Raw genomic sequence first — 23,907 nt, 5'->3', positions numbered from 1 at the left:
GCAAGACGGTTGCCAAAACGGACAGCGGTGGCTTGCGGCTTGCGGCCTGCGATCTGCGCCTTGCGGCCTGCGACCTGCGGCCTGCGACCTGCGACCTGCGGCCTGCGGCCTGCGACCCTACATTCACGAAAGGAGATTCTCATGTCCTCATCGATACAAGGAACGCCGGTTCCACGCCTGATGCTGGCAGCCCCTAGCAGCGGCAGCGGCAAGACGACGGTAGTCTGTGCCTTATTGCAGGCGCTTAAACATCGCGGCCTGTCGCCGGCAGCATTCAAGAGCGGTCCCGATTATATCGACCCCATGTTTCACCGCCAGGTCCTGGATACGCCGTCGTATAACCTGGACCTCTTTCTTTTCGGCCGTCAGGAAACCGGGGCGGACGCCGCCCGGTACAGCTTGGCGCGCCATGGCGCAGCTGCTGATATTTCTATCCTGGAGGGGGCCATGGGCTATTATGACGGTGTCGGTACGGGATGTGAAGCCAGTGCCTATGACTTGGCCGTTGCGACCGATACGCCCGTCGTCCTCGTCGTCGATGGCCGCGGCGCCGGTTTGTCGCTGGCCGCCGTCGTAAAAGGGCTGGCCGATTTCCGGGCCGACAGCCATGTCGTTGGCTTCATCGTCAACCGCATCAAGCCCATGGTCTATGACCATTTCAAGGCAGCCTGGGAAGCGGCATCGGGCCTGAAAGCTTTGGGCTGTTTCCCCGATATGCCGGACTGCACCTTTTCCAGCCGTCATCTGGGACTGGTTACGGCCGGAGAAATCGCAGATCTCCAGGAGACGATGGGAAAACTGGCGGTTCAGGCGGAAAAAAGCCTGGCCATCGACGAGCTTCTGGACTGCGCCTGCCAGGCCCGCCCTGTGCCCGATAGGCGCGGCCTGTTTCCCGTTTCGTCTCCCGGACGAGCCGTCGTAGCCGTCGCCAGGGACGAAGCTTTCTGCTTCTATTATGAAGACAGCCTCCAGGTCCTGCAGCAGGCCGGCGCAGACCTCGTTTTTTTCAGCCCCATCCACGACAGGGAACTGCCACCCTGTGACGGCCTCTATCTCGGCGGCGGCTATCCCGAACTCTACGCCCAGGCATTGAGCCGGAACACGTCGATGCGGACGTCCCTGCGCCATGCCATAGCCAGCGGGCTGCCGTGCATCGCCGAGTGTGGGGGATTCATGTACCTCCATCAGGCCTTTCGCGACAACCAGGATTACCGCTGGCCCTGGGTCGGCGCCGTACCTGGCGAAACTTTCATGACTTCATCTTTGAAGCGCTTTGGTTACGTCACGCTCAGGGCTGAAAAAGATAACCTGCTCTGCTGTGCTGGCGATACGGTGACGGCTCACGAATTCCACTATTCCGACAGTACCTGCAATGGCCGTGATTTCACGGCATATAAAGCCGGGAGCCAGCGCCATTGGTCCTGCATCGTGGCCCATGATCATTTCGTCGGCGGCTATCCCCACATCCATTTCTTAGGGAAACCGGCCTGGGCCGCCCGCTTTGTCGCAGCCTGCATCCATCGAAAGGAAGAAAACCATGAAAATTGAACACATTTTACCGGCCGACATCGAACGGCGCAGTATGGAAATCATTGAAGATGAATTGGGCGACATCATCCTGCCGCCTGACGAAAAGGATATCATCAAGCGCGTCGTTCACACCAGCGCCGATTTTGACTATGTCCGCAACCTGCGTTTCAGCCCCGGCGCCGTCGATCAGGCGCTAGCGGCCTTGAAAGCCGGCTGCACTATCGTGACCGATACCAACATGGCCTGCATGGGCATCAGCCAGCCGGGCCTGAAGAAACTGGGCTGCCGTAAAGTCTGCTTCATGGCCGATGAAGATGTGGCTGCGGCGGCAAAGAAACAGGGGACGACGCGGGCCCAGGCCTCCATGGATAAAGCCGCAGCGCTCGAAGGACCGGTCATCGTCGCCGTCGGCAACGCGCCGACGGCTCTCCTGCGCCTGCGGGACCTCATCGATGCTGGCAAAATGAAACCGGCCCTGGTCATCGGCGTTCCCGTAGGCTTCGTCAACGTCGTCTATGCCAAAGAAGTCATCATGGAAGCCGGCGTTCCCTACATCGTCGCCAAAGGCCGGAAAGGGGGCAGTACCATCGCGGCTGCCATCTGCAACGCCCTCATTTATCGTTTGACGAGGTCGTAGGGGTTGTCGCACGATGGCTTTAAATTTAAAAACATCCACATCCAACATCAAACTTTCAACTTCAAACTCCCAAAGAGGCTGTCTTCATGCGACAGCCCTTTTTTATTAAAACGTATATTCATGAGTAATTTAGTAAATATCCTATAAGTAAATGATTTCTGCTCTGGAATGTTATATCTTTTGATATAACTATTTTTTTTGACACTTTTACCTCTTTTTCTTAAAACTTTTCTATAAATTTCAAAGCAAAGTGTAGCCATTTAGCTATGATTTGTATATAATATAGCATAGACACAAAGTAAAACGATGTGTCATCGCAATTTAATCGTTTACTATCAAATTATGTATCATCGAGTGCTTATATCTTGTATACTGGATAAAACTGATGAAATATGGGGAACTAGGGGGTTATTGTGGATGAAAAATAGCCAAAATAAGAGAATTTGTAAAGTGATGGCTTTGGCTGCTTTAGGGGTAGCCCAGGCGGCCTGTATCAGCGCAGCTGGGACAGAACAGCTGCCGACGGATGCACAGCGGACGGCTTTGCAGGAAATGACTCAGCGTAAACCGGACGCCGGGATGCTCCAGAACGAATGGCGCGACCGCCAGCGATTGACGGCTTCGCAGATGGCCAATGGCAGCGGCTCCGTACAGATCCAGGAAGGGCAGAAGCCGGCTTTGAATAGGGATACGACGACGAAAGTCAGGGTCAAGGAATTCAAGATTACCGGTCAGGACGTCGTCGAAGACCAGAAATTACAAGACCTCTTGGCCGATAAGAAGGGCAAGGACCTGACCTTTGCCGATTTACAGCAAGGAGCTGATACGCTGACCAACTACTTCCGCAGCCGCGGCTACCTCATTGCCAAGGCTTACCTGCCGGCACAGGATGTCACCGACGGCGTCGTCACGTATGATGTTGTCATCGGCCGCATCGACGATGTGACCATCCAGAACCATACCGGCCAGAAGAGCCAGGATGGGCAGCATCACACCGAACATATCAGCAATAAAGCGTTGTATCGGCAGACGAAATTCATGAAGCCCGGTGATTATGTAACCCGGACTAACCTGGAACGCGCCGTTTGGCTCCTGTCGGATTTAGCCGAAGCCGATGCCAAAGTCACACTCAGCCCCGGATCGGAACCGGGGACGGTCCACGTCCTGCTCGACGTCGAACCGTATCAGAGCAAACACGGCCTCGTTTCAGGGGACAATTACGGCAGCCGCTCCATGGGTTATAACGAATACGGTATCGACTACGATTTCCGTAACCTGGCCCATGAAGGCGACCATTTAATAGCCGGGATTTCCACTTCAGGCCGTCACATGTTTGACTGGGGAGCTAATTACACGATTCCCGTCATTCAGGATGGCCTGAAGATGACTGTCGGCTATAACGTTCTCAGCTACGATTTGGGTGACGAATATTCTTATTTAGACGGTGTCGGCCAGTCTCGTGTCGCATCCCTTGGCTTTGATTATGCCATCGACCGCGGACGCCGTCATAATTTATATACCGGCGTCCGTTATGAACACAGCCAGATCAAGGACGAATACCGTCGCTTTGGTGCAACCTATGGCGATAAGACTGGCAATGCCATCGTTTTCTCCTTGTATGGCGATGACCAGGATACGGCAGGCGCGACGAATTGGCGCGTCGATTACAAATGGGGGCATATTACCAATAAATCCCTCTATTCGTCTAATCCCTATGACCAGTGGCTGGCAGACAGCTCACGCACGGCCGGGACCTATGAAAAGCTGCGGGGCTATATCGAACGCCATCAGGATATCAACGAACGGCTCTATTTACTCTTGACAGCACAGGGCCAATATGCCTTTTCCAACCTCGATTCGTCGGAACACTTCTCCCTGGGCGGTCCCTATGGCGTCAAAGCCTACCCGACTAGCGAAGCGTCCGGCGATACGGGTTATTTGACAAGAGCTGAACTGCGCTGGCTCCTGCCGCTGAAGAAACACGAACAGCAGCTCCAGCTGGCTGCCTACCTCGAACACGGCGGCATCTGGATCAATAAGGACAGCAGCATCAATCCCGGAGCCAAGAACCACCGTAACCTCCAGGGTATCGGCGTCGGCCTCATCTGGAAGCGTTATGATGACTGGTTCGTCCGCATGGACTATGCATGGCCCCTGGGCGCTGAAGAACCGCTCAGCGACCGCAGCCACACGAACGGCCACTTCTGGATCCGCACGGGCTTCTATTTCTAAAAGATAGTTTATAGTACAAAATATACACTCGTTTTTTTTGACTTATATAAGAAAGGAACGAAATTGATATATATGAAATACTACAGCAAAAAACAATGGACACAAAAACTGACGGTCATGGTCTTCTTGGCCATGGCTTTAGGCGGCACGGCTGTCCAGGCGATGCCCTCCGGTGCTGACATCCGTTCCGGTCAGGGCTCTATCAGCCAGGATGGCAAAAATATGACGATTCAGCAGAATAGCCAGCGCATGGCTATTGACTGGACGAAATTCGATATCGACAAGGACGAAACGGTCCGCTATGCCCAGCCTGACCGTAATGCCATTTCCCTGAACCGCGTCACTGGCGGCCAGCAGTCGGTCATTGCCGGCAATCTCAATGCCAATGGCAACGTCGTCCTGGTCAATCCGAACGGCGTCGTCTTTACCAAAAATTCCAGCGTCGACGTCGGCGGCCTGGTCGCATCGACGGCCCGCCTCAATGATGAAGCCATGAAGAACTTTGGCAATGGGAAAGACAGCCTGGGCCTGAGCTTGGATAAGGACTCGACGGCGTCTGTCATCAATGAAGGCCAGATCAAAGCCCAAGGCGGCCTCGTGGCCCTTCATGCAGCCAACGTCGAAAACAAAGGCAACATTACCAATGAAGGCGGCACCATCGCCATGGCGGCAGCCAAGAACCTGACTCTTTCCGCAGCAGATGACGACAAACTCAATTTCACCGTCGACGGCGAACTGGCTAAATCCCAGGCTCTCAACAGCGGCAGCCTCAAAGCGGACGGCGGCTACGTCGTCATGACGGCCAAGAGCGCTGGCGACGTCCTCAGCACGGTCGTCAACAACAACGGCACTATCGAAGCCAAGACCCTGCGTAAAAACGAAAATGGCCAGATCCTCCTCGACGGTGGCGATAACGGCCAGGTGGAAGTGAGCGGTACCCTGGACGCCTCCGGCACCGAAGCAGGCCAGGATGCAGGAAATATCAAAGTCATCGGTCAAAAGACCATCGTCCATGACAATACCAATCTGCTGGCACGCGGTGACGTCGATGGCGGTAAGATTGAAACCTCTGGCGACGTGCTGAGTTTGGGGGACAACCTCCATATCGACGCTAAAGGCGTCAATGGCAAAGCCGGCGAATGGCTGCTGGACCCGCTGGATGTCATCATTGCCGACAGCGACCCGACGGGAACAAATAATTACAGTGGCGCCGAAAAGAAAACTGCTGCAGATTCTGATTTCACCAGCGGCAGTGCTTCCATCGACTACAACGACCCCGATGCCACCACCGCCAATGCCTCTTCCGTGAACAGCGCCGTGACCTGGATTTCTACCGATATGGTGGAAAAAATGCTGAATGCTGGTACCAATGTGACCATCCAGGCAGCAGCCACCAATGGATCGGCTAATATCATCGTCAAAAATGATATTGATAAGACCGCAGGCGATGATGCCACTTTTACCCTGGACGCGATGCGGAATATTACTATCAATGGGAATATCACATCCAAGTCCAACAAGTTGAATGTAGTATTGAATGGAGACAGCGACGGGGATCAGATTGGGGCAGTAATCATCAATGCGGACATAAAGACCAATGGAGGGTATTTCACCTCCGCTTCCGGCGGGACGGTGAAATATACCAGCGATACAGCAAAGACCAAGGGATATGGCAAAGGAACTCTTACTGGCACTGCTGATCCTGCAGGCCATACGGTCGGTACCTATTTTGGTCATGTGGATAGCAGTGGTACAGCAGATGGGGCAAAGGATGACCGGCTGATCCAGACCAATGGCGGAAAAATAACGCTTAATGGGGAAGTGGCCATCGGCCTTAACGGTGGCACCTTGACCCTTGATTCCAGTAATACAAATGGGACTAAAGGTGATATTACTGTTACGGGAATCATAAACTCCGGTAACAGCTATGGTGCCTATGTCTATGGCACTACTACCTGGGATGAGCTCACAGCTGATAAAGTCAATGAATATCTGACTTCTGATACGGTTCCGGCTTATCATTACCAAGGTGTTAACTATGTGAAAAATTCAGATGGCACCTATGCGAAGAATGAAGATGGCAGCTATAAAACGACAACGGATACAGCGGACTTTTCCAATGGAGAGCCTCATTACATCTTTGACAAGGAAACAGATACCCAGAATATTCGCTGGCTGGGAGACGGCAGTTCGACAGCTGTCAGTGTAACAAAGGGAAAGGGATATTCTTCTGTAATTATTACAGAAGGGAAAATGTCTACGAAAGAATACTTACAGTATGTGGCCGTTTCAGATCCGGCTGGCTTTTTAAGCAGATATATGACATCCAACCCGACTGTTACAGTTGGGAGTACTTCCTATACATTGACGGTAGCTTCTGTTAAAGTTAATGGAGTAGATAATAACGCGTTAGGTTATAACGTGGGAGGCAAATTTACTGCTTTAACACAAGCACAGATCCAAAGCTTGGCGGACAGTGTCCTTATATTGGCGAAAAACAGTGCGGATACTACGACAATGAGTAATGGCAGTACCGCTTATACGAATTTAACCAATGACATCAAGCAACTTATTGCCAGCAATTGGTTTGTGTCCGAAGACCTGGCCAAGTACGACCCGCAAACGAAAACGTATAATAACGGTAAATCGGCTGTGGGAGATTCCTATCTGGCTACTATTACAACGGTGCTGGAAAACTCTTTGACCACACCAAACGGACAGCAGTATCTCTGGGTTGGCGGTCGTGGATCCGGTGTATTGCATAAAACGGGATCCACAAACAACGATAAACTGTATCCCTACTCTTACTGGGGAATGCCCGATGACCCAACCTATCAGGATGGGATGTACTGGGTTACCGGGCCCGAAGGGGAAGCCAATAATGGAAAGGGAACCCAGTTCTACAGCAATGCCGGTTCTGACTGGAGTACGGTATCATTAGACAGTGATGGAAAGACCTATACGTATAACAAGGGAAGCAACGTCTATGGCTTTGTGAACTGGGATACCTGGTCTGAAAAGGTAAAGGCTACGGATGGGAACCGTGTTGATGTTACCCGTTCTCAGCCGGATAACAGTTCTCCATTCCTGACCGTAGGGTATGGTACTCATGGCAAATGGGATGATGGAGCCATGGGCGGGGCTACTACTGTTGGCTTTGTAAAGGAAACCAACCTGGCTAATTCTAGTTTGAATATCAAAGCCGGCAGTGGTGAAGTCAAACTCCAGGGAGACATTGGTAAGGCCAAGGCCCTGGATACGGTGAATATCGAAAGCACCGGGGCTGTGACTGTAGGAACTGACAATAACAACGTTACTGATTATTATCATGGTACTGTATATGTAGACCATGGGCTGTACATTTCCGGAAATGGTGTCACCGTAGGCGGCGAAATCCATTCCGGCGAAAGCGAAGAAACGGATACTTCTACTACCCTGGATGATAAATACAAGGATAGCGTAACTATTGAGTCTGCCGGTAATATCGAAGTCCATGGGATTACATCCAATACCTATACAGTCTCTAATACTGATGGAACAACAACTACCCGCGGCGGCAAAATCAGCCTTACTTCTACGGGAGACAAAGGTAGAATCACACTGGGTGCCGGTGTGGACTATAATGGGAATGCTACCGCTGGCACCCTGGCTGCTGCCAGCGCTGATAAGGGTGCTGTCGTTATCGATGCTCAGGGCAGCCAGGGGTCCCTGGTAAACAGCACCACCGGCACATCTGCCATCACCACTGGCACCGGCAGCACCTGGCAGGTCTATGTGAATTCCCCCAGCGACTATGGTACCAGCCTGGGTAGCAATCTGATTAGCGGCACCAATGCCCAGTGGACGGCCAAATCCGATGCCAACAGCACGGTGACTGCCAACAGTTCCAATAAAACGCTGACGGACTATACGGATACCAGCAGCAACAAGTTCATCTTCCAGATGACTCCGGTGATTACTATTTCCGGGGGCTATGCTTCCAAGACCTATGGAGATACCTTGTCTGAAGAAACGATGGCGGACACGCTGACCTCTAAGGCTACCTATAAGGATTCCAGCGGGAATGACATCGATGTAACCAGCTTCAAAAACTTCGATGAATCCAGTTATCTGACTTATGTGACCAGTTCGGACGGAACGAAGACGGGCCTCTCTACGGTCAGCGTATCCAGTGATGGCGCTGCCGCAACGGCTACCCGGACCAACGGTAATGAAAAAGTAGAAGGGTCAGATGCATACAAGACTGCTACCGATGGTAACAGAGCCTTTTATGTGATGGATGTGGCCTATCAGGATGGGGTCAAGACCCTAAACGGGTATGACAAGGATGCCAATGCTGGGGAAGTGGAAATCACCCGGAAAACATTGAATATCAGCACCGATGCTACCCAGACCTATGGCAATACCACTGTGAAGAGCGGGACGCCTTCTTATGACAAGAACCAGCTGGTAAACGGAGATACTCTGGCTGATAGCGATATCAAGTATACCATTTCCACTGATGGCACTTATGCCACGAGCAAAGGCAGCAACGATACGGCCCATGTAGGCAAATATGAAGACCAATATCTGACTTCCAGTGCAGAGGTAAAGTCCAGCGACGGCAGCGATGCTTCCGCCAACTATGAGGTCACCGGCAGCGGCACTATTACCGTGGACAAGGCCCCACTGGTGTTGAATGTGGGGGATGTATCCACTACTTACGGCACGGCCTTTGATCCCAATACTTACAGCTATACCATCGATTCCGCCAACGGGCTGGTGAACGGGGATACTCGGTCTACCGTATTGGGAGACAGCTTCCTCAGCTACACCAACACCGGAGATGCCACCGATGCGGACAAGATTGCCAAAGGGGCCGTGACTCAGAATGCTGGGACCTATGCCCTTGAGGGAACGCCCAGCAGTACACTCAGCGACTACAATGTTACCGTCAACAACGGTACTTCCACGGTGGAAAAGGCGAAACTGACTCTCACTGTAGGGGACACCAGTGCCACTTACGGTTCTGATACCTGGACTCCTTACACCTATACCCTGGAAGGCAACGTCAACGGGGATACGGTGGACGATGTGGAAAACAACCGGATTTCCGTCACCTACACCAACGGTGGGATGAAAACCGATGCCAACAATCCCGGCGTAAAGACCCAGGATGTGGGCAGTTATGATTTGACGGGAGAATTCACTCTCAGCGGAGATACGGCTGTCAACTACGAAATCGATAAGGTCAACTCTAAGCTGACAGGCACGGCAAAGGTCAATCAGGCAGAAATCCATCTGAAGTTCAACGACGTATCCACCACGTATGGTACGGCTTTCGATACCAGTGAATACGGTTACGATGTCAGCAAGCTGACCATGGCCAACGGGGACAGCACAGATGTAGTGACCAAGGCTATCACCAATGGAGACATCACTTACACCAATACCGGGGCTGAAACCGATGCTGCCAATATAGCACAAGGAATCGTCACCAAGGATGCTGGAAATTACACTCTCAGTGGGACTACGGATAAGACCTTGACTAACTACCAGATTGTCGTAGATGGTGCAGCGTCTGTCGTCCATAAAGCTAAACTGACGGTAGAAGCTGGCAGCTCTGACATTACTTATGGGGATGTCAGTCGATATGGTCAGTACGATTCGACTGTATCGGGTGCTGTAAATGGCAATACGAATGACGATTTGAAAAATCAATTGCAGCTCCAGTATAGTACGGATGCTTATGCCGATGAAGGAACGAAGACAAACCATGTACGCTATGATGACAATGGCCATATCATCGGCTATGATTTGACAGTTGGGTCTTCTGTTACGGATCCGCAAGGCAGCTTGAAGAATTACGATGTGTCTTATACGCCGGGAACGATTACGGTCAATAAAGCGAAGGCTGAGGTCACGACAGCAGAAAAAACGACGGAATATGGCACTGTCGATACGAACTATCAATCGACCTTTACTGGTGCCGTCAATGGAGATGATGCGGATACTTTACTGAATCATTTGAAATTATCCTACACGACAGGGGCCTATACCGATAAAGATGGCGACGGTTTGTATGACCATACCGCAGACGTCATCCGCAACGATGATGGTACGTATGGCAGTTATGCTTTGGATGTTGCCAATCAGGCTGTCCTTGGTGATTACGATGTTACTATCCATGATTCGGATGTAGTGTTGACCCCGAAGGCCATTACGGTCACCAATGAAATGACGCAGACGTATGGCGATAGTACGCAGCATTTTGCGGAGATTTCGACGCCAGTCCTTGTCAATGGGGATTCTATCGATACCGATGGCTTTAAAATAGCTGTCACAGAAGGCGATACGCCGTATCAGACGAACCGCAATGGCCGGACCACAGCCGATGTCGGTGAATACGATAATTCCTTGAGTTATAGTGGCGGCGGTATCCAGCACGAAGATGGTACCGATGCTTATAATAACTATGATGTTACAATTACTGGGAAAATCATCATCAATCCAGCTACGTTGTACATTGATACGACTGGCAATAGCAGAACTTATGGCGACGTAGCCGGAGTCATTGCCGATTTGACCCAGGCTTCTCAAGTCCGAGACTTGAAGACGGCCGCTGTCAATGGCGATGACCCGGAACAGATTTTGAAGGATTTGAATATTCAGGATACGTCGGATGCACTGGTAGATAATCAGTCGCGGACCAATGATGTTGGTTCTTATGACATCACGACGACGTATAATACGGCTGAAACAAGTCCTGACACTACACTGAAGAATTATACCATCGTCCATAACGCCGGGAAAGAAACGATTACGAAAGCACCGCTCACGATTACGACGGGCGATGTGACCACTGATTATGGTACAGTCAAGGAAACGACATCGACTGTTTCCGGCTTGACGAATGGGGATACCGACACGAACCTGGTCTATGACTACGGTAACTACGGTGGCGGTTATTTGGATGACAATACGCGGACTAATCATGTCGGCGATTACGATTTCACGACGAATGTCAGTGGCAGCGATTTCCTCAAGAACTATGACATCACCGGCGGCAATGCCAAGCTGACCATTACGCCGAAAGACGTCTATTTCCACGTCGACGGCAGTGGTTCTACCTTTGATGACATCATCTATACGGTGACGGACCCGAATCATCCGGGCAGCAGCGAGGCTATCAACAGCCAGCTGCCTTATGGGGAAACTGTTACCGGTGGCTATGGCATCGGTCAGGCCCTGCCGGATACGCCGGGCTCGAAAGACCATTACTATACGGTCGATTCGACCATCAATGGGACGCCTGTCTACGATAATAACGGGCAGGGGACTCAGGTCGGCAACTACGTCTTCCATCCGACCGGCCAGGCGGTCATCCACTTTGACCAGCCTCAGAAGCCGGACCAGACGACGCGTTACGTCGAAGGCGCCCGCCGTCCGCAGGACAAGATGGAATCGGCCCTGCCAGTCTTCCGCGTCGATGGAGAAGGGCAAGTCAAACAGTATGGGACGTATGGCATTGAAAGCAGGACTCAGACGGTCATCTTGTCGCCGACAGGCATGCGTATGCCGGAACCGAATCAGACTTCGACACAGGACCGCAAGTATATGACGTCCCTCAAGACGCCCGATGGACAAGGTACATTCCGTTTGGAATACAACGGCGTCGTCCTCCGCGTCATCCCCGTCGACCCGGCAGCGGAACAAGTCGTTGAAGCCGGTGATAAATTGAAGAACGTCGCCCTCTCGGAACAGGCACTCCACGTCGCCTATACCCAGATGGGCCTCGACCTGGTCAACCTCAAAGGGGTCTACATCTATATGACGCCGATGAGTGTATGATCTTAGCGGTTAGCCGTTAGCGGCCAGTAACTACAAACTGCAAACTTAATACTCAAACAGAGGCTGTCTTCATGCGACAGCCTCTGTTCACATCCTGTAGTCTGCGCCGTCCGTCATAAATCCCGACTATGCACCGGATTCGCTGACGGGCTCGCCACGTGCGAGCCCCTACGGTATCGCATATACAGGCGATGAGGCTTGCAAAATATGGCAAAAGGTGATTAAATTATATATGTGTTGAATTTTGACAAACAGTTACGATTTGTCACGCTAAAAATTTCTGCAAGGAGTGTCAGTATGAAAATCAGTGCCGAAGAAATAAAGAAAATCGCACTGTTGTCCCGCCTGGAAGTCAAGGAAGACCAGATGGAAACGGTCGGGAAACAGCTGAACGACATTTTATCGTACATGGATCTCTTGAGCCAGGTCAATGTGACCGATGTCAAACCGACGGCCCATGCCGTATCCATGTCCAACGTCATGCGCGACGACGTTCCCCAGCCGTCGCTGGCCAATGAAAAAGCGCTTCAGAATGCGCCGGAACAGGCTGATGGCTATTTTAAAGTTCCGAAAGTCATCCAGGATTAACAGGGAGGCGTATGTATGTTAACTATCCATGAACTGCATGAAAAACTGGTCAACGGCGACGTATCGGCTGTTGAATTGACCAAGGCTTTTCTTGCACATAAAGATACAGTAGAACCGAAAGTACAGGCATTTTTGTCGGATAACCGCGACTATGCCCTGGAAGCGGCTGCCGCTGTCGATGCCAAAATCGCAGCTGGCGAAACCATCAGTGACCTTGCCGGGATTCCCGGTGCCATCAAGGACAACATCTGCATCAAAGGCCAGAAGGCTACGTGTGCATCGAAGATGCTGGAAAACTTTACATCGCCGTACAATGCGACGGTCATCGAAAAATTGATGGCTGCTGATTATGTCAGCCTGGGCAAGACCAATATGGACGAATTCGCCATGGGCAGTTCGACAGAAAACTCGGCTTTCCAGCTGACTCATAACCCGTGGAACCTCGATTGCGTCCCCGGCGGTTCGTCGGGCGGTTCGGCTGCCGCTGTCGCTTCGGGCGAAACAGTCTGGGCCCTCGGCTCGGATACGGGCGGATCCGTTCGTCAGCCGGCTTCGTACTGCGGTGTCGTTGGCCTTAAACCGACGTACGGCCTCATTTCCCGTTATGGCCTCATCGCTTTTGCTTCGTCGCTGGACCAGATCGGTACCTTTACCAATGACGTAGCCGACTGCGCCATCGTCCTCAACGCCATTGCCGGCCACGATGCCAAGGATTCGACGTCTATCCCGCAGGCCGAAAAAGATTATAAACAGGCTTTGGTCAATGACGTCAAGGGCATGAAAATCGGCGTCCCTGCTGAATTCTTTGGCGAAGGCCTCGATGATACCTGCCGCAAGGCCCTGGAAGACGCTATCGAAACGTATAAGAAACTCGGTGCTGAAATCGTACCGGTCAGCATGCCGCACATGAAATACGGCATTGCCGCTTACTATATCATCGCGCCGGCCGAAGCCAGCTCCAACCTGGCCCGTTATGACGGCGTCGGTTTTGGCATGCGCGTCGACGGCAAGGATATCGTTGACATGTACATCAAGACCCGTACGGAAGGCTTCGGCGATGAAGTCAAACGCCGTATCCTCCTCGGTACGTACGTCCTCAGTTCCGGTTATTACGATGCCTATTACCTGCGGGCTATGAAAGTCCGTACCCTGATTAAACAGGACTACGACGAAGCCCTGAAGAAATGCGACGTCCTGCTGACGCCGACGGCGCCGGATACGGCCTTCAAGATTGGCCAGAACAGCGGTAATCCGCTGGCTATGTATCTCGGTGACGTCTGCACGGTCACGTTGAACCTGGCCGGCCTGCCGGGCCTCAGCATTCCCTGCGGCTATAAAGACGGCCTGCCCATCGGCATGCAGCTCATCGGCAAGGCCCTGGACGAAGCCACACTGCTTCGCGTAGCCTATACGTTTGAACAGAATCGGACGGACCTTCGCAAGCCGTCGCCCATGGGGGAGGTTGAAATTTAGATGAAATACGAATCCGTTATCGGCTTGGAAGTCCATGTCGAATTAAAAACGAAAACTAAGATTTTCTGCGGCTGCAGCACTGAATTCGGCGCCGAACCGAATACCCACGTCTGCCCGGTCTGCCTGGGCCTGCCCGGTGTCCTGCCCGTACTCAATAAAGAAGTTTTGCATTATGCTGTCAAAGCCGGCCTGGCCTTGCACTGCGACATCCTGCCGTTCAGCAAATTCGACCGCAAGAACTATTACTATCCCGATTTGCCGAAGAACTTCCAGACGTCCCAGTTTGACCTGCCGATTTGTAAAGGCGGCTATATCGACATCGACGTCGACGGCAAACAGCGCCGCATCCACCTGACCCGTATCCACATGGAAGAAGACGCAGGCAAACTCGTCCACAGCGGCGGCAGCATTGCGAACTCTGATTCGACCAGCGTCGACTATAACCGTACAGGCGTACCGCTCCTGGAAATCGTCGGTGAACCGGAACTGCGCAGCGGTGCCGAAGCCAGAGCCTATCTGGAAAAACTGCGTTCCATCATGCAGTATCTCGGCGTTTCCGACTGCCGCCTCGAAGAAGGCAGTATGCGCTGTGACGCCAATATCTCCGTTCGTCCCGTCGGTTCGGATAAATTAGGGACCAAGACGGAAATCAAGAACATCAACTCCTTCAGCGCCGTTCAGAAGGGGATTGAATACGAAGCCGTCCGTCAGGCTCAGATCCTCGACGAAGGCGGTACCATCCAGCAGGCTACGCGCGGCTGGGATGAAGCCAAGGGCATTACCATCCTCCAGCGTGTCAAAGAAGGGGACAGCGACTATCGTTACTTCCCGGAACCGGACCTCATTCCTATCGAAGTGTCGCCGGAATATATTGAACAGGTCCGCCAGGAACTGCCGGAAATGCCCGATGCACGCTGCCAGCGCTTCCAGGATGAATTGGGCTTGTCCGAATACGACGCCAACTTGCTGACCCTGGAAAAACAGACGGCCGATTACTTTGAAGCCGTCGTCAAAGAAGGCGTCGATGCCAAAGAAGCCGCCAACTGGATGCTCGGTGAATTCGCCAAGAAACTGAACGAAGAAAACATCGACATTTCCGCTTCGCCGGTTAAACCGGCTGATTTGGCCGGCCTGTTGAAACTCATCGCCAAAGGGACCATCTCCGGCAAGATTGCCAAGAAAGTCCTGCCGGAAATGTGGAAATCCGGCAAAACGGCGGATGTCGTCGTCAAAGAACAGGGCCTGGTCCAGATTACCGATACCGGTGCCCTGGAAGACATGGTCAAGAAAGTCATCGCTGCCAACCCGCAGTCTGTCGCTGACTACAAAGCCGGCAAGAAGAAAGCCATCGGCTTCCTCGTCGGCCAGATCATGAAAGAAACAAAAGGCCGGGCTAACCCCGGCGTCGTCAACCAGCTGTTGACCAAGAATTTGCAGTAGGAAAAAGAGGCTGTCGCATTAAGACAGCCTCTTTTTACGTTGATCGTAGGTCGTTCATCGTTTGTCGTATGGGATTAAAAATATCAATCCATCGCGATGAACGATGAACTACGAACGAAAAACTTTTAAGTTGAAGGGGCCTCGCATGATGGCAAAAACCTTCGTGCGACAGCCCCTTTTTTCTATTATTCTTCCGGATGGAGCAGTTTATGGATAGCCGTGCTGGTCGGCAGGGTTTCCGTTTCTTCGCCGTCTGTCGTGTAGAGCAGGGGCGCGCCGAAGGTCTGGCCCTGGAGCATCGCTTCTTTGGCGATTTTGCCGATGGGATGCGGAATGACCGTTGCGTCGTGGTGGGCTTCATGGAAGGCTTTAGCCGCATCTTCCAGAGCCTGGATATCTTCCTGCGTTTTAACGGGGACAGCCAGTTCAAAGGTCTTGGCTTCCAGGTCCCAGCGGCTTTCCATTTTCTGGACTAATTCGTCCGCCTTGGCACCCTGGTCGGCGCGGATGACGATGATAGGGACGCTGCCCAGGTCGACGGCCTGGCCGGCGATATCATCGATGTCATCTTCGTCGAGGCTGCCTTCGATTTTGACGGCATCGATGAGGGCCGAGCGGATGGCAAAGCGCAGGATCGTCGCGTAGTCGTTGTCGGTCTGATACATTTCCGGCAATTTGCTCTTATCGCACGAGAAGAGGACCGACGGCTGTTCGGCATCACGGGCGATGAACAGCAGGGCATTCCAGAGCTGGGACAAATTGATGGTGCCATTGAAACAGCCGGCATCAAAGGCAATCATATCATAAGGTTTCTTTAAGATTTCGTCGATCCGGTCCTGCAAATCTTCGATAGTTTCACATTCCAAGGGAACGGCGATGAAAGGATGATCCGATTCAAAATGAATACTCATTGCACTAGGCATACATTATTACCTCCTAATAAGTCGTATTACCTTTATTGTACTCGGAATATGACTTGTTGGCAATGGTTACAAAAAAACGTTGACAAATCATCTCGTTTCTTGTATAATATTTTTTGTTGGCGGGGCATAGCGCAGTTTGGTAGCGCACCTGGCTTGGGACCAGGGGGTCGCAGGTTCAAATCCTGCTGCTCCGACCATTACCGACCGATGCGGGTGTAGCTCAGTGGTAGAGCGCCAGCCTTCCAAGCTGGTTATGTGGGTTCGATTCCCATCACCCGCTCCATTTTTTGAGACTCAGTAGCTCAGCTGGATAGAGCAACAGCCTTCTAAGCTGTGGGTCTAGGGTTCGAATCCCTACTGGGTCACCACTTACTTGCGCCTATAGCTCAGGGGATAGAGCACCGGTCTCCGGAACCGGGTGCGAAGGTTCGAATCCTTCTAGGCGCACCATATTGAATTTAACCGAACCCTCGGTTTCTCCCGTCAGCGGCAGGCTGACGGGATTTTTTTTTTTGAAGATACGGTATCTGACAGATGAAGGGCCGACCGTGAGCCGTTGATGGTTTCTCAATATAATGATATTTTTGTCCTTCTTTCGTATATCTCCGGCTCCTATTTTTTTTTATAATTAAGCCATCAAAAGGAATTGCAAAGAGTTGGTTCAGAGAGGAGCAGATATCATGCAGATACAAGTTAATGGACAAAAGATTATCAGCCGTATCCACGAATTAGGCCAGGTAGGCATTGATGAACAGGGACGGCGTACTCGCTTGGCCGCTTCGGATACGGAAAAACAGGGACGCGATTTGGTCGTCAGCTGGATGAAGGAAGCAGGCCTTAAGGTCGTCGTCGACTATATCGGCAATATTTTTGGCATTTGGGAAACCGAAGAAAATAAAAATGAAAAGCCCGTTATGACGGGGTCCCATATTGATACCGTCATCAATGCCGGCCGATACGATGGCTGCCTCGGCGTCATTTCCGGCATCGAAGTCATCCAGGCGATGAAAGAAGCCGGCGTAAAGACGAAACATCCCCTGGTAGTAGGTGCTTTTACCAATGAAGAAGGGGTCCGTTATTCTCCCGATATGATGGGCTCTCTGGTCTATGCCGGAGGCATGTCGACAAAAGATGCCTTAGCGTCGGTCGGTACTGACGGGACGATACTGGGGGAAGAATTAAAACGCATCGGCTATGCCGGTACCGTAGAACCGGGATTTCTGAAGCCCGAAGCGTTTGTAGAACTTCACGTAGAACAAGGCCCTATCATGGATATAGAAGGCATCAGCATCGGTGCCGTAGAAAATTTACAGGGCATCCATTGGCAGCGCGTAACCATTGAAGGGATGGCCAACCATGCGGGTACCACTCCGACGAAGCTCCGTGCCGACGCCGGTCTGGCCGCTGCCCGTATCAATGTATTTGCGCGGGAACTGGTAGAAAAGTCTGGCGGCATGGCTACCGTAGGGACTATGGAATTCAAACCGAATGCCGTCAATGTCATTCCGTCTAAAGCCGTCTTTACCGTAGATCTGCGCAATCCGAATAAAGAAAAACTCGATAGCGATGAAAAGAAACTGGCAGATTATATCAAACAGGTCGCTAGCGAAGACCATGTCCAGATTACGACACAGCAGATGACCTGTTTTGATCCGGTAGATTTTGATGAAACGATTTGCCGGCTCATAGAAAAAGTAGCTGAAAATCATGGCTTTTCTGTCAAACGCATGACTTCAGGAGCAGGGCAGGATGCACAGATGATTGCTCGCATTTGCCCGACGGCCATGATTTTTGTTCCCAGTGTCCATGGCATCAGCCATAACCCGGACGAATTCACGAAGGATGAAGATATCTGCCATGGGGCGGCTGTATTACTGGACGTCCTGGCAGAACTGGCTGCGAAATAAGGTGAAACCTTCCTCAAAGTGTATAGTAGAATAATAGAGTAGAAACGAAAAGACTGCCGACGCAGGAACGAATGGGTTATGCGACGGCAGCCTTTTCGCGTTATAGGTAATAGCCCTTGTTATGATTTTTACGAAATTCCAACGGAGTGCGGCCTGTTTTTTTATGGAATTTGTCGATAAAATAACTGGTTGAACTAAAACCGTTGTCATACGCCACTTCACTGATCGATTTAGTGGTTGAAAGTAGCGTGGAGATGCTCTGCTCGATGCGATAGTTGGTGAGGTACGTAAAAATAGTGCAATTCATGGAACGCTTGAAAAAACGGCAACATTCACTGGTACAAAGGCCAATCGAGTTGGCACATTCTTGTAAAGTCAATTTTTCCTTATAATGTTCCTGGATATAGGAGAGCAATGTTTTCAGGCGCTCATTATCGGTACTGGAAACGGGACTGGTGTCGACTTCGGGAACGGAAAGGTGAATCAATTCCCACCAGATGATGAGGAGATGGACATAGATTTTATATTCATAGCCGCGTTCCTGGCGAGAGTATTCTTTAAATATTTCCTGCAGGTGTTCCAGCAGTTTTCGTTCATCCGGCTGAGCATCCTGAAATACGCAGTACGTAAACTGTTCATTTTTTAGGTAGGGCCGGATGTATTTCTGGTCAACGGCATTTCCCGGATAACCTCGTAATAATGTGGGATGGACATCGATGCATACATAGGTGGAATCGGGACGGCCTGCCGCCTTGGCCATGTGTAAGACGCCGCTGTTAATAAAAATACCTTGCCCTTGTTTTAAAGTTATTTTAGTCCGGTTGACATAGAAAGAAACCGTTCCTACCGTGACATAAGCATATTGCATTTCATCATGCCAGTGCCAATTGACGTAGCCGAGTACATTCAAATCCAGCTGTGTTTCATAGATGCCGACAGGAAAAGTGAAACTGCCATGGCGGGTAGCTTCTTTTTGTGTCTTATCAATCGGAATATCAAATATTTGCATAACTTTCCCTTCACTTCCTGTATATAAACCAACGATTATAATCCATTATAAGAGGATAATATAGAAAAGACAAGAAAATCCATCAAAATAGCGATATTTTTGTCTTATATATTCGTATATTGACGACGTGAATATCAATATAATGTAATTGACAACAGATTATACTATCATCTGGGACACAGGGGAGTGATAGGATGAATAGAAAGAATTTTGAACAACAACTCGTAATTTGGCGGCACCATTTCCATCAATATCCAGAAACGGCATTTAACGAAACACAAACGGCGGCATTTATTGCTGACCAATTGGAACAGATGGGGATAGACGTTGCCACTCATATTGGCAAGACCGGCGTGGTCGGCACTTTAAAGGCCGGGAATGGGGGACGTTGTATTGGCCTGCGCAGCGATATGGATGCGAATCCTATCGAAGAACAGGGGGAATCGGATTGGAAATCCCGGCATCCCGGCTGTATGCACGCTTGTGGTCACGATGGCCATATGACGCAGCTGTTAGGGGCAGCCTGGCTGTTGTCACAAGCTAACGATTTCAATGGGACCGTCCGGTTTGTCTTCCAACCGGCAGAAGAACCGGGCAAGGGGGCTCAGGCCATGTTAAACGACGGATTGCTGGAACATTTTCCCATGGACGAAATCTATGGACTACATAATATGCCGGCAATCCAGGCCGGTAAAGTACACGTCCGGGCCGGGGGTATCATGGCCAGTGAAGATAACTTTACCATACAGATTCACGGCAAGGGGGCCCATGCTTCGAGCCCGCATATGGGCATCGACCCGTTAGTCACGGCAGCAGAAATCATTATGCAGCTCCAGACGATTGCCTCCCGATCCGCCGATCCCCTGCAGCCGGTCGTCGTATCGTGTACCGAATTGTTTACCGATGGCGCTCATAATGCCATTCCGTCTCATGTAACCCTTCTGGGGGATACCCGCAGCTATTCGCCGGCGATGCAGCAACTCATCGAAGACAGGATGCGGGTGATTTGCGAAAAGACTTGTGAATTGAATGGCGCCGGTTGTGATTTCTCATATACCCATGAATTTGCACCTACGCTGAATACGGCTGAACAAGCGGACATCGTCGCGCAGGCAGCCCGCCGCATCGTAGGGGCAGAAAATGTCGATGCTTCGTGTGAGCCATCGACGATTTCTGAAGATTTTGCCCATTTCCTGGAACATATTCCAGGGGCCTATTTCTTCCTCGGCAGTGGTCCCTCTGCCGTTCCTTCGGAAAATACGATGCTTCACAATCCCAACTTCAACTATAATGATTCGATTTTGACGACCGGTGCCGCCATCTTGGCAGAAATCGTCAAAATCCGTTTGCAATAGGAGGATATCATCATGCAGGAAACGATTAAAGCGGTTCATCTCGATCATCAAGGTACCTTGTCGGATACCTCGTCATTCAGCCTGGCCGTGGCTCAAAAAGTACAGGCATTTCATCAAAGTTTTCCCGATTATCAGGAAACGCCGCTGGCTGATTTAAAAAATCTGGCAGCCTGTTTGGGCGTCCAGCGTATTCATGTCAAAGACGAAAGTTATCGTTTTGGCCTGAATGCTTTTAAGGGTTTGGGGGGCAGTTTTTGCATCGCCAGTTATATTGCCAAAAAATTAGGCGTTGACATCAGCGAACTGTCCTATGAAAAAATTACTTCGCCTGCCATTAAAGAAAAATTAGGACCCTTGACGTTTGTTACGGCGACCGATGGCAACCATGGGCGCGGCATTGCCTGGACGGCGAATCGTCTGGGGCAGAAGGCCGTCATCTATATGCCGAAAGGCAGTGCCGAAGAGCGGCTTCATAATATCCAGAAACTGGGCGCTGAAGCTTCGATTACGGACCTTAACTACGATGATACCGTGCGTTTTGCAGCCAAACAGGCGGAAGCCAACGGCTGGGTATTTGTTCAGGATACGGCCTGGGACGGGTATACAGAAATCCCGGGGTGGATTATGCAAGGCTATATGACGATGGCCTACGAAGCCTATCAGCAATTGCGGCACGAGCCCCTTACCCATATTTTCCTTCAAGCCGGCGTAGGTGCGATGTCCGGTGCGCTTACTGGTTTTTTCTCTTCCGTATATGGCGATGACAAGCGGCCTATCATAACGATTGTCGAACCCAATAAGGCCGATTGCATTTATCGTACGGCAGCGGCTAATGACGGTACACTCCATGTCGTCAAAGGGGATATGGATTCTATTATGGCCGGTCTCTGCTGTGGTGAGCCGTGTACGATTGGCTGGGATATCTTAAAAGACCATGCCGATCACTTCGTTTCTGTCCCGGATTGGGTTGCCGCTAAGGGGATGCGCGTCTTAGGCAACCCCATGGGGGATGATCCGAGAGTCATCTCCGGCGAAAGCGGGGCCGTTACGACGGGTTTTGTGGCCGAACTGTTGCAAAATCCCAGCCTTCGCGAATTACGGGAACAACTCCAGATCACGGAACAGTCGGACATACTTTGTTTCTCTACAGAAGGCGATACGGATAAAGAAAATTATCGTCGCATCGTTTGGGACGGGTTGTTTCCCAGCTTTTAATATAATTATATTTTCTTCTATCATTTAACACACTCCTTTTTGGCTTAAAATAGCGTTGCTAATGTATTTTCATTGGCAACGCTATCTTTATTTATATTAGGAAATAAATCAATATAGTTATATTTTTGGCCATTTATTATATATTTTATGACTGCCTGAAATACTATAATTGCATTAAAGATATTCACGTTGAGAATTTTTAAATAGCTAAAGAAAGGTGTGTGTATTATGGAATTCATTGCCATTATTAAGAGTATCAATGCTATCTTTTGGGGTTGGCTGGTGGCCGGAATTTTATTAGGCTTCGGCGTTTTTATCACCATACGATTGAAAATGCCGCAAATCCGCTATTTTCCTAAATTGATTTCTAATTTGAGCAGCAAGAATTCAGGGAAAAATGGGGTTTCTGGATTTGGCGCACTCTGTGCGGCAGTCGGTTCGGAAGTGGGTACAGGCAGCCTGGTCGGCGTTGCAACGGCCTTGGCTTCCGGTGGCCCAGGGGCAATCTTCTGGATGTGGGTTACTTCAGTCTTCGGCATGCCGATTATCTTTAGTGAAGCCGTCCTGGGGCAGGTATTCCGCGAGAAGAATGAAGATGGTACCTATCGTGGCGGTCCGGCCTATTATATAGAAAAAGGCCTGCACAGCAAATGGCTGGCTGCGTTGTTTTCTATTTCTCTCATCGTAGGTATCGGCTGTATTTACGTCATGATTCAGAGCAATTCTATTTCGGTCTCTGTTACAGGTATCCTTCCCGTGCATCCTGGCATGGCCGGTGCTTGTGTCATGGTATTAGTCGCAGCCGTTATCTTTGGTGGTATCAAGCGCTTATCGGAGGTAGCGTCGTACATTGTGCCGTTCATGGCCTTTCTCTACCTGGTGCTGGCATTGTTCGTGATTGTTACGCACTTTGATTACTTCTTTACCGTTCTCCGATTAATTATTGATTCGGCGTTTGGCATCGGTCAAGTTGGCGGTGGGGTAGCTGGTTTCACGGTACAGCAGGCTTTTCGCTATGGGGTGGCCCGCGGCCTGTTCAGCAATGATGCCGGCAATGGTACGACGCCGAGCATGCATGCTGCTGCCAATGTAAAACATCCGGTTAATCAGGGGTTGAACGGGATGCTGGGATGCTTTACGACGACCATCGTTGTCTGTAGTTGTACGGCTTTTTGCATCTTGATTTCTGACCAATTAGGCTTGGGTTTCACCGGTATCCAGCTTACGCAGGCTGCCTTTGCCGCATCCTTTGGCGATTGGGGACGATGGATCGTATTCTTTGCCATGTTCTTGTTTGGCTATACGACACTGCTGGCCGACATCTATTATGGCGAAGTCAATTTGAGCTGGCTGTTCCCGAAAGGCGGCAAAAAGATGATTAACGGCTGGCGTATTTTCAGTTGTTTCCTTATTGTTTTCGGAGCCATCATGCCCGTACCGTCGCTCTGGGAATTAGCCGATTTCGCCACTGCGTTTATGGTATTTTTCAATATCATTGCCTTAGTCTGTCTTTCTAAATATGTGGCGTTTGTATTGCAAGACTATGAAGAAAAAAGAAAAACGAATCCGCATCCAGAATGGAACTACGATATCAGCGTCATTGATCAGTATAATGCCAAGAAATGCAGCCACTAACTGCTAGCCACTTAAAAAGGGACTGTCGCATGAAGGCTTCTGCCATCATGCGCGGTCCCTTTAACTTAAAAGTTTTTCGTTCGTAGTTCATCGTTCATCGCGATGGATTGATATTTTTAATCCCATACGACAA

The 23,907-nt window shown here is 50.7% G+C and carries 13 protein-coding genes and 4 tRNA genes; 15 read left to right on the top strand and 2 right to left on the bottom strand.

The genetic code is table 11. The features are described 5' to 3' along the window. Positions 1-141 precede the first annotated feature (141 nt). From ACE418_RS03450 to gatB, 7 genes are all read left to right on the top strand, one after another. Positions 142-1,548 (top strand): cobyrinate a,c-diamide synthase, encoded by a 1,407-nt coding sequence (locus tag ACE418_RS03450; protein ID WP_416449332.1) that lies wholly within the window; start codon positions 142-144, stop codon positions 1,546-1,548. Continuing rightward, positions 1,538-2,167 carry a precorrin-8X methylmutase gene (locus tag ACE418_RS03445; RefSeq protein WP_416449331.1) on the top strand — a complete coding sequence of 210 codons (630 nt, stop codon included), beginning with the start codon at positions 1,538-1,540 and terminating at the stop codon, positions 2,165-2,167. Before ACE418_RS03450 ends, ACE418_RS03445 begins: the two co-directional genes overlap by 11 nt. Before the next feature lie 417 nt (positions 2,168-2,584). Beyond that, a complete protein-coding gene (locus ACE418_RS03440) occupies positions 2,585-4,399 on the top strand; it encodes a ShlB/FhaC/HecB family hemolysin secretion/activation protein (protein WP_416449330.1) in 1,815 nt (604 codons plus the stop codon). A gap of 72 nt (positions 4,400-4,471) precedes the next feature. Beyond that, positions 4,472-12,229: a two-partner secretion domain-containing protein gene (locus tag ACE418_RS03435; RefSeq protein WP_416449328.1), complete on the top strand. Its 7,758-nt coding sequence runs from the start codon at positions 4,472-4,474 to the stop codon at positions 12,227-12,229. 297 nt (positions 12,230-12,526) lie between these two features. After that, positions 12,527-12,817, top strand: a complete 291-nt coding sequence (gene gatC, locus ACE418_RS03430; protein WP_416449326.1) for an Asp-tRNA(Asn)/Glu-tRNA(Gln) amidotransferase subunit GatC — start codon at positions 12,527-12,529, stop codon at positions 12,815-12,817. 15 nt (positions 12,818-12,832) lie between these two features. Then, positions 12,833-14,290, top strand: a complete 1,458-nt coding sequence (gene gatA / locus ACE418_RS03425) for an Asp-tRNA(Asn)/Glu-tRNA(Gln) amidotransferase subunit GatA (RefSeq protein ID WP_416449324.1) — start codon at positions 12,833-12,835, stop codon at positions 14,288-14,290. Next, positions 14,291-15,730 (top strand): Asp-tRNA(Asn)/Glu-tRNA(Gln) amidotransferase subunit GatB, encoded by a 1,440-nt coding sequence (gene gatB / locus ACE418_RS03420; protein ID WP_298677117.1) that lies wholly within the window; start codon positions 14,291-14,293, stop codon positions 15,728-15,730. Positions 15,731-15,915: 185 nt separating this feature from the next. Here gatB and ACE418_RS03415 read toward each other — a convergent pair whose 3' ends face one another. Further along, on the bottom strand, positions 15,916-16,653 hold the full coding sequence (locus tag ACE418_RS03415; RefSeq protein WP_416449322.1) for a type I 3-dehydroquinate dehydratase: 738 nt from the start codon (positions 16,651-16,653) through the stop codon (positions 15,916-15,918). Positions 16,654-16,773: 120 nt separating this feature from the next. Between ACE418_RS03415 and ACE418_RS03410 the strand changes: the two genes are divergently transcribed. From ACE418_RS03410 to ACE418_RS03390, 5 genes are all read left to right on the top strand, one after another. After that, positions 16,774-16,850 (top strand) — tRNA-Pro (locus tag ACE418_RS03410). 12 nt (positions 16,851-16,862) lie between these two features. Continuing rightward, positions 16,863-16,936: transfer RNA gene (locus ACE418_RS03405), tRNA-Gly, on the top strand. An 8-nt stretch (positions 16,937-16,944) separates the two neighbouring features. Next, a tRNA-Arg gene (locus ACE418_RS03400) sits at positions 16,945-17,021 on the top strand. Positions 17,022-17,028: 7 nt separating this feature from the next. Next, positions 17,029-17,103: transfer RNA gene (locus tag ACE418_RS03395), tRNA-Arg, on the top strand. A gap of 230 nt (positions 17,104-17,333) precedes the next feature. Beyond that, on the top strand, positions 17,334-18,560 hold the full coding sequence (locus ACE418_RS03390; protein ID WP_416449320.1) for a Zn-dependent hydrolase: 1,227 nt from the start codon (positions 17,334-17,336) through the stop codon (positions 18,558-18,560). A 100-nt stretch (positions 18,561-18,660) separates the two neighbouring features. Here the strand turns inward: ACE418_RS03390 and ACE418_RS03385 are convergent, their stop codons facing one another. Then, entirely contained in the window at positions 18,661-19,569 is a 909-nt protein-coding gene (locus ACE418_RS03385) for an AraC family transcriptional regulator (protein WP_416449319.1), read from the bottom strand. 194 nt (positions 19,570-19,763) lie between these two features. On the opposite strand from ACE418_RS03385, the gene ACE418_RS03380 reads away from it, so the two are divergent. From ACE418_RS03380 to ACE418_RS03370, 3 genes are all read left to right on the top strand, one after another. Then, positions 19,764-20,924: a M20 aminoacylase family protein gene (locus ACE418_RS03380; RefSeq protein WP_416449317.1), complete on the top strand. Its 1,161-nt coding sequence runs from the start codon at positions 19,764-19,766 to the stop codon at positions 20,922-20,924. 12 nt (positions 20,925-20,936) lie between these two features. Continuing rightward, positions 20,937-22,139 (top strand): diaminopropionate ammonia-lyase, encoded by a 1,203-nt coding sequence (gene dpaL, locus ACE418_RS03375; protein ID WP_416449315.1) that lies wholly within the window; start codon positions 20,937-20,939, stop codon positions 22,137-22,139. A 228-nt stretch (positions 22,140-22,367) separates the two neighbouring features. Further along, complete coding sequence (locus tag ACE418_RS03370) at positions 22,368-23,774, top strand: alanine/glycine:cation symporter family protein (protein WP_416449313.1); 1,407 nt, start codon at positions 22,368-22,370, stop codon at positions 23,772-23,774. Positions 23,775-23,907: the final 133 nt, after the last annotated feature.

Source organism: Megasphaera jansseni (genome assembly GCF_047974155.1).
Taxonomy (GTDB): Bacteria; Bacillota; Negativicutes; order Veillonellales; family Megasphaeraceae; genus Megasphaera.
This window is presented reverse-complemented; position numbering and strand designations above follow the sequence as displayed.

Coding starts and splice junctions, on each gene's coding strand:
- ACE418_RS03450 (WP_416449332.1), top strand. CDS start 142: ATGTCCTCATCGATACAAGGAACGCCGGTTCCACGCCTGATGCTGGCA.
- ACE418_RS03445 (WP_416449331.1), top strand. CDS start 1,538: ATGAAAATTGAACACATTTTACCGGCCGACATCGAACGGCGCAGTATG.
- ACE418_RS03440 (WP_416449330.1), top strand. CDS start 2,585: ATGAAAAATAGCCAAAATAAGAGAATTTGTAAAGTGATGGCTTTGGCT.
- ACE418_RS03435 (WP_416449328.1), top strand. CDS start 4,472: ATGAAATACTACAGCAAAAAACAATGGACACAAAAACTGACGGTCATG.
- gatC (WP_416449326.1), top strand. CDS start 12,527: ATGAAAATCAGTGCCGAAGAAATAAAGAAAATCGCACTGTTGTCCCGC.
- gatA (WP_416449324.1), top strand. CDS start 12,833: ATGTTAACTATCCATGAACTGCATGAAAAACTGGTCAACGGCGACGTA.
- gatB (WP_298677117.1), top strand. CDS start 14,291: ATGAAATACGAATCCGTTATCGGCTTGGAAGTCCATGTCGAATTAAAA.
- ACE418_RS03415 (WP_416449322.1), bottom strand. CDS start 16,653: ATGCCTAGTGCAATGAGTATTCATTTTGAATCGGATCATCCTTTCATC.
- ACE418_RS03390 (WP_416449320.1), top strand. CDS start 17,334: ATGCAGATACAAGTTAATGGACAAAAGATTATCAGCCGTATCCACGAA.
- ACE418_RS03385 (WP_416449319.1), bottom strand. CDS start 19,569: ATGCAAATATTTGATATTCCGATTGATAAGACACAAAAAGAAGCTACC.
- ACE418_RS03380 (WP_416449317.1), top strand. CDS start 19,764: ATGAATAGAAAGAATTTTGAACAACAACTCGTAATTTGGCGGCACCAT.
- dpaL (WP_416449315.1), top strand. CDS start 20,937: ATGCAGGAAACGATTAAAGCGGTTCATCTCGATCATCAAGGTACCTTG.
- ACE418_RS03370 (WP_416449313.1), top strand. CDS start 22,368: ATGGAATTCATTGCCATTATTAAGAGTATCAATGCTATCTTTTGGGGT.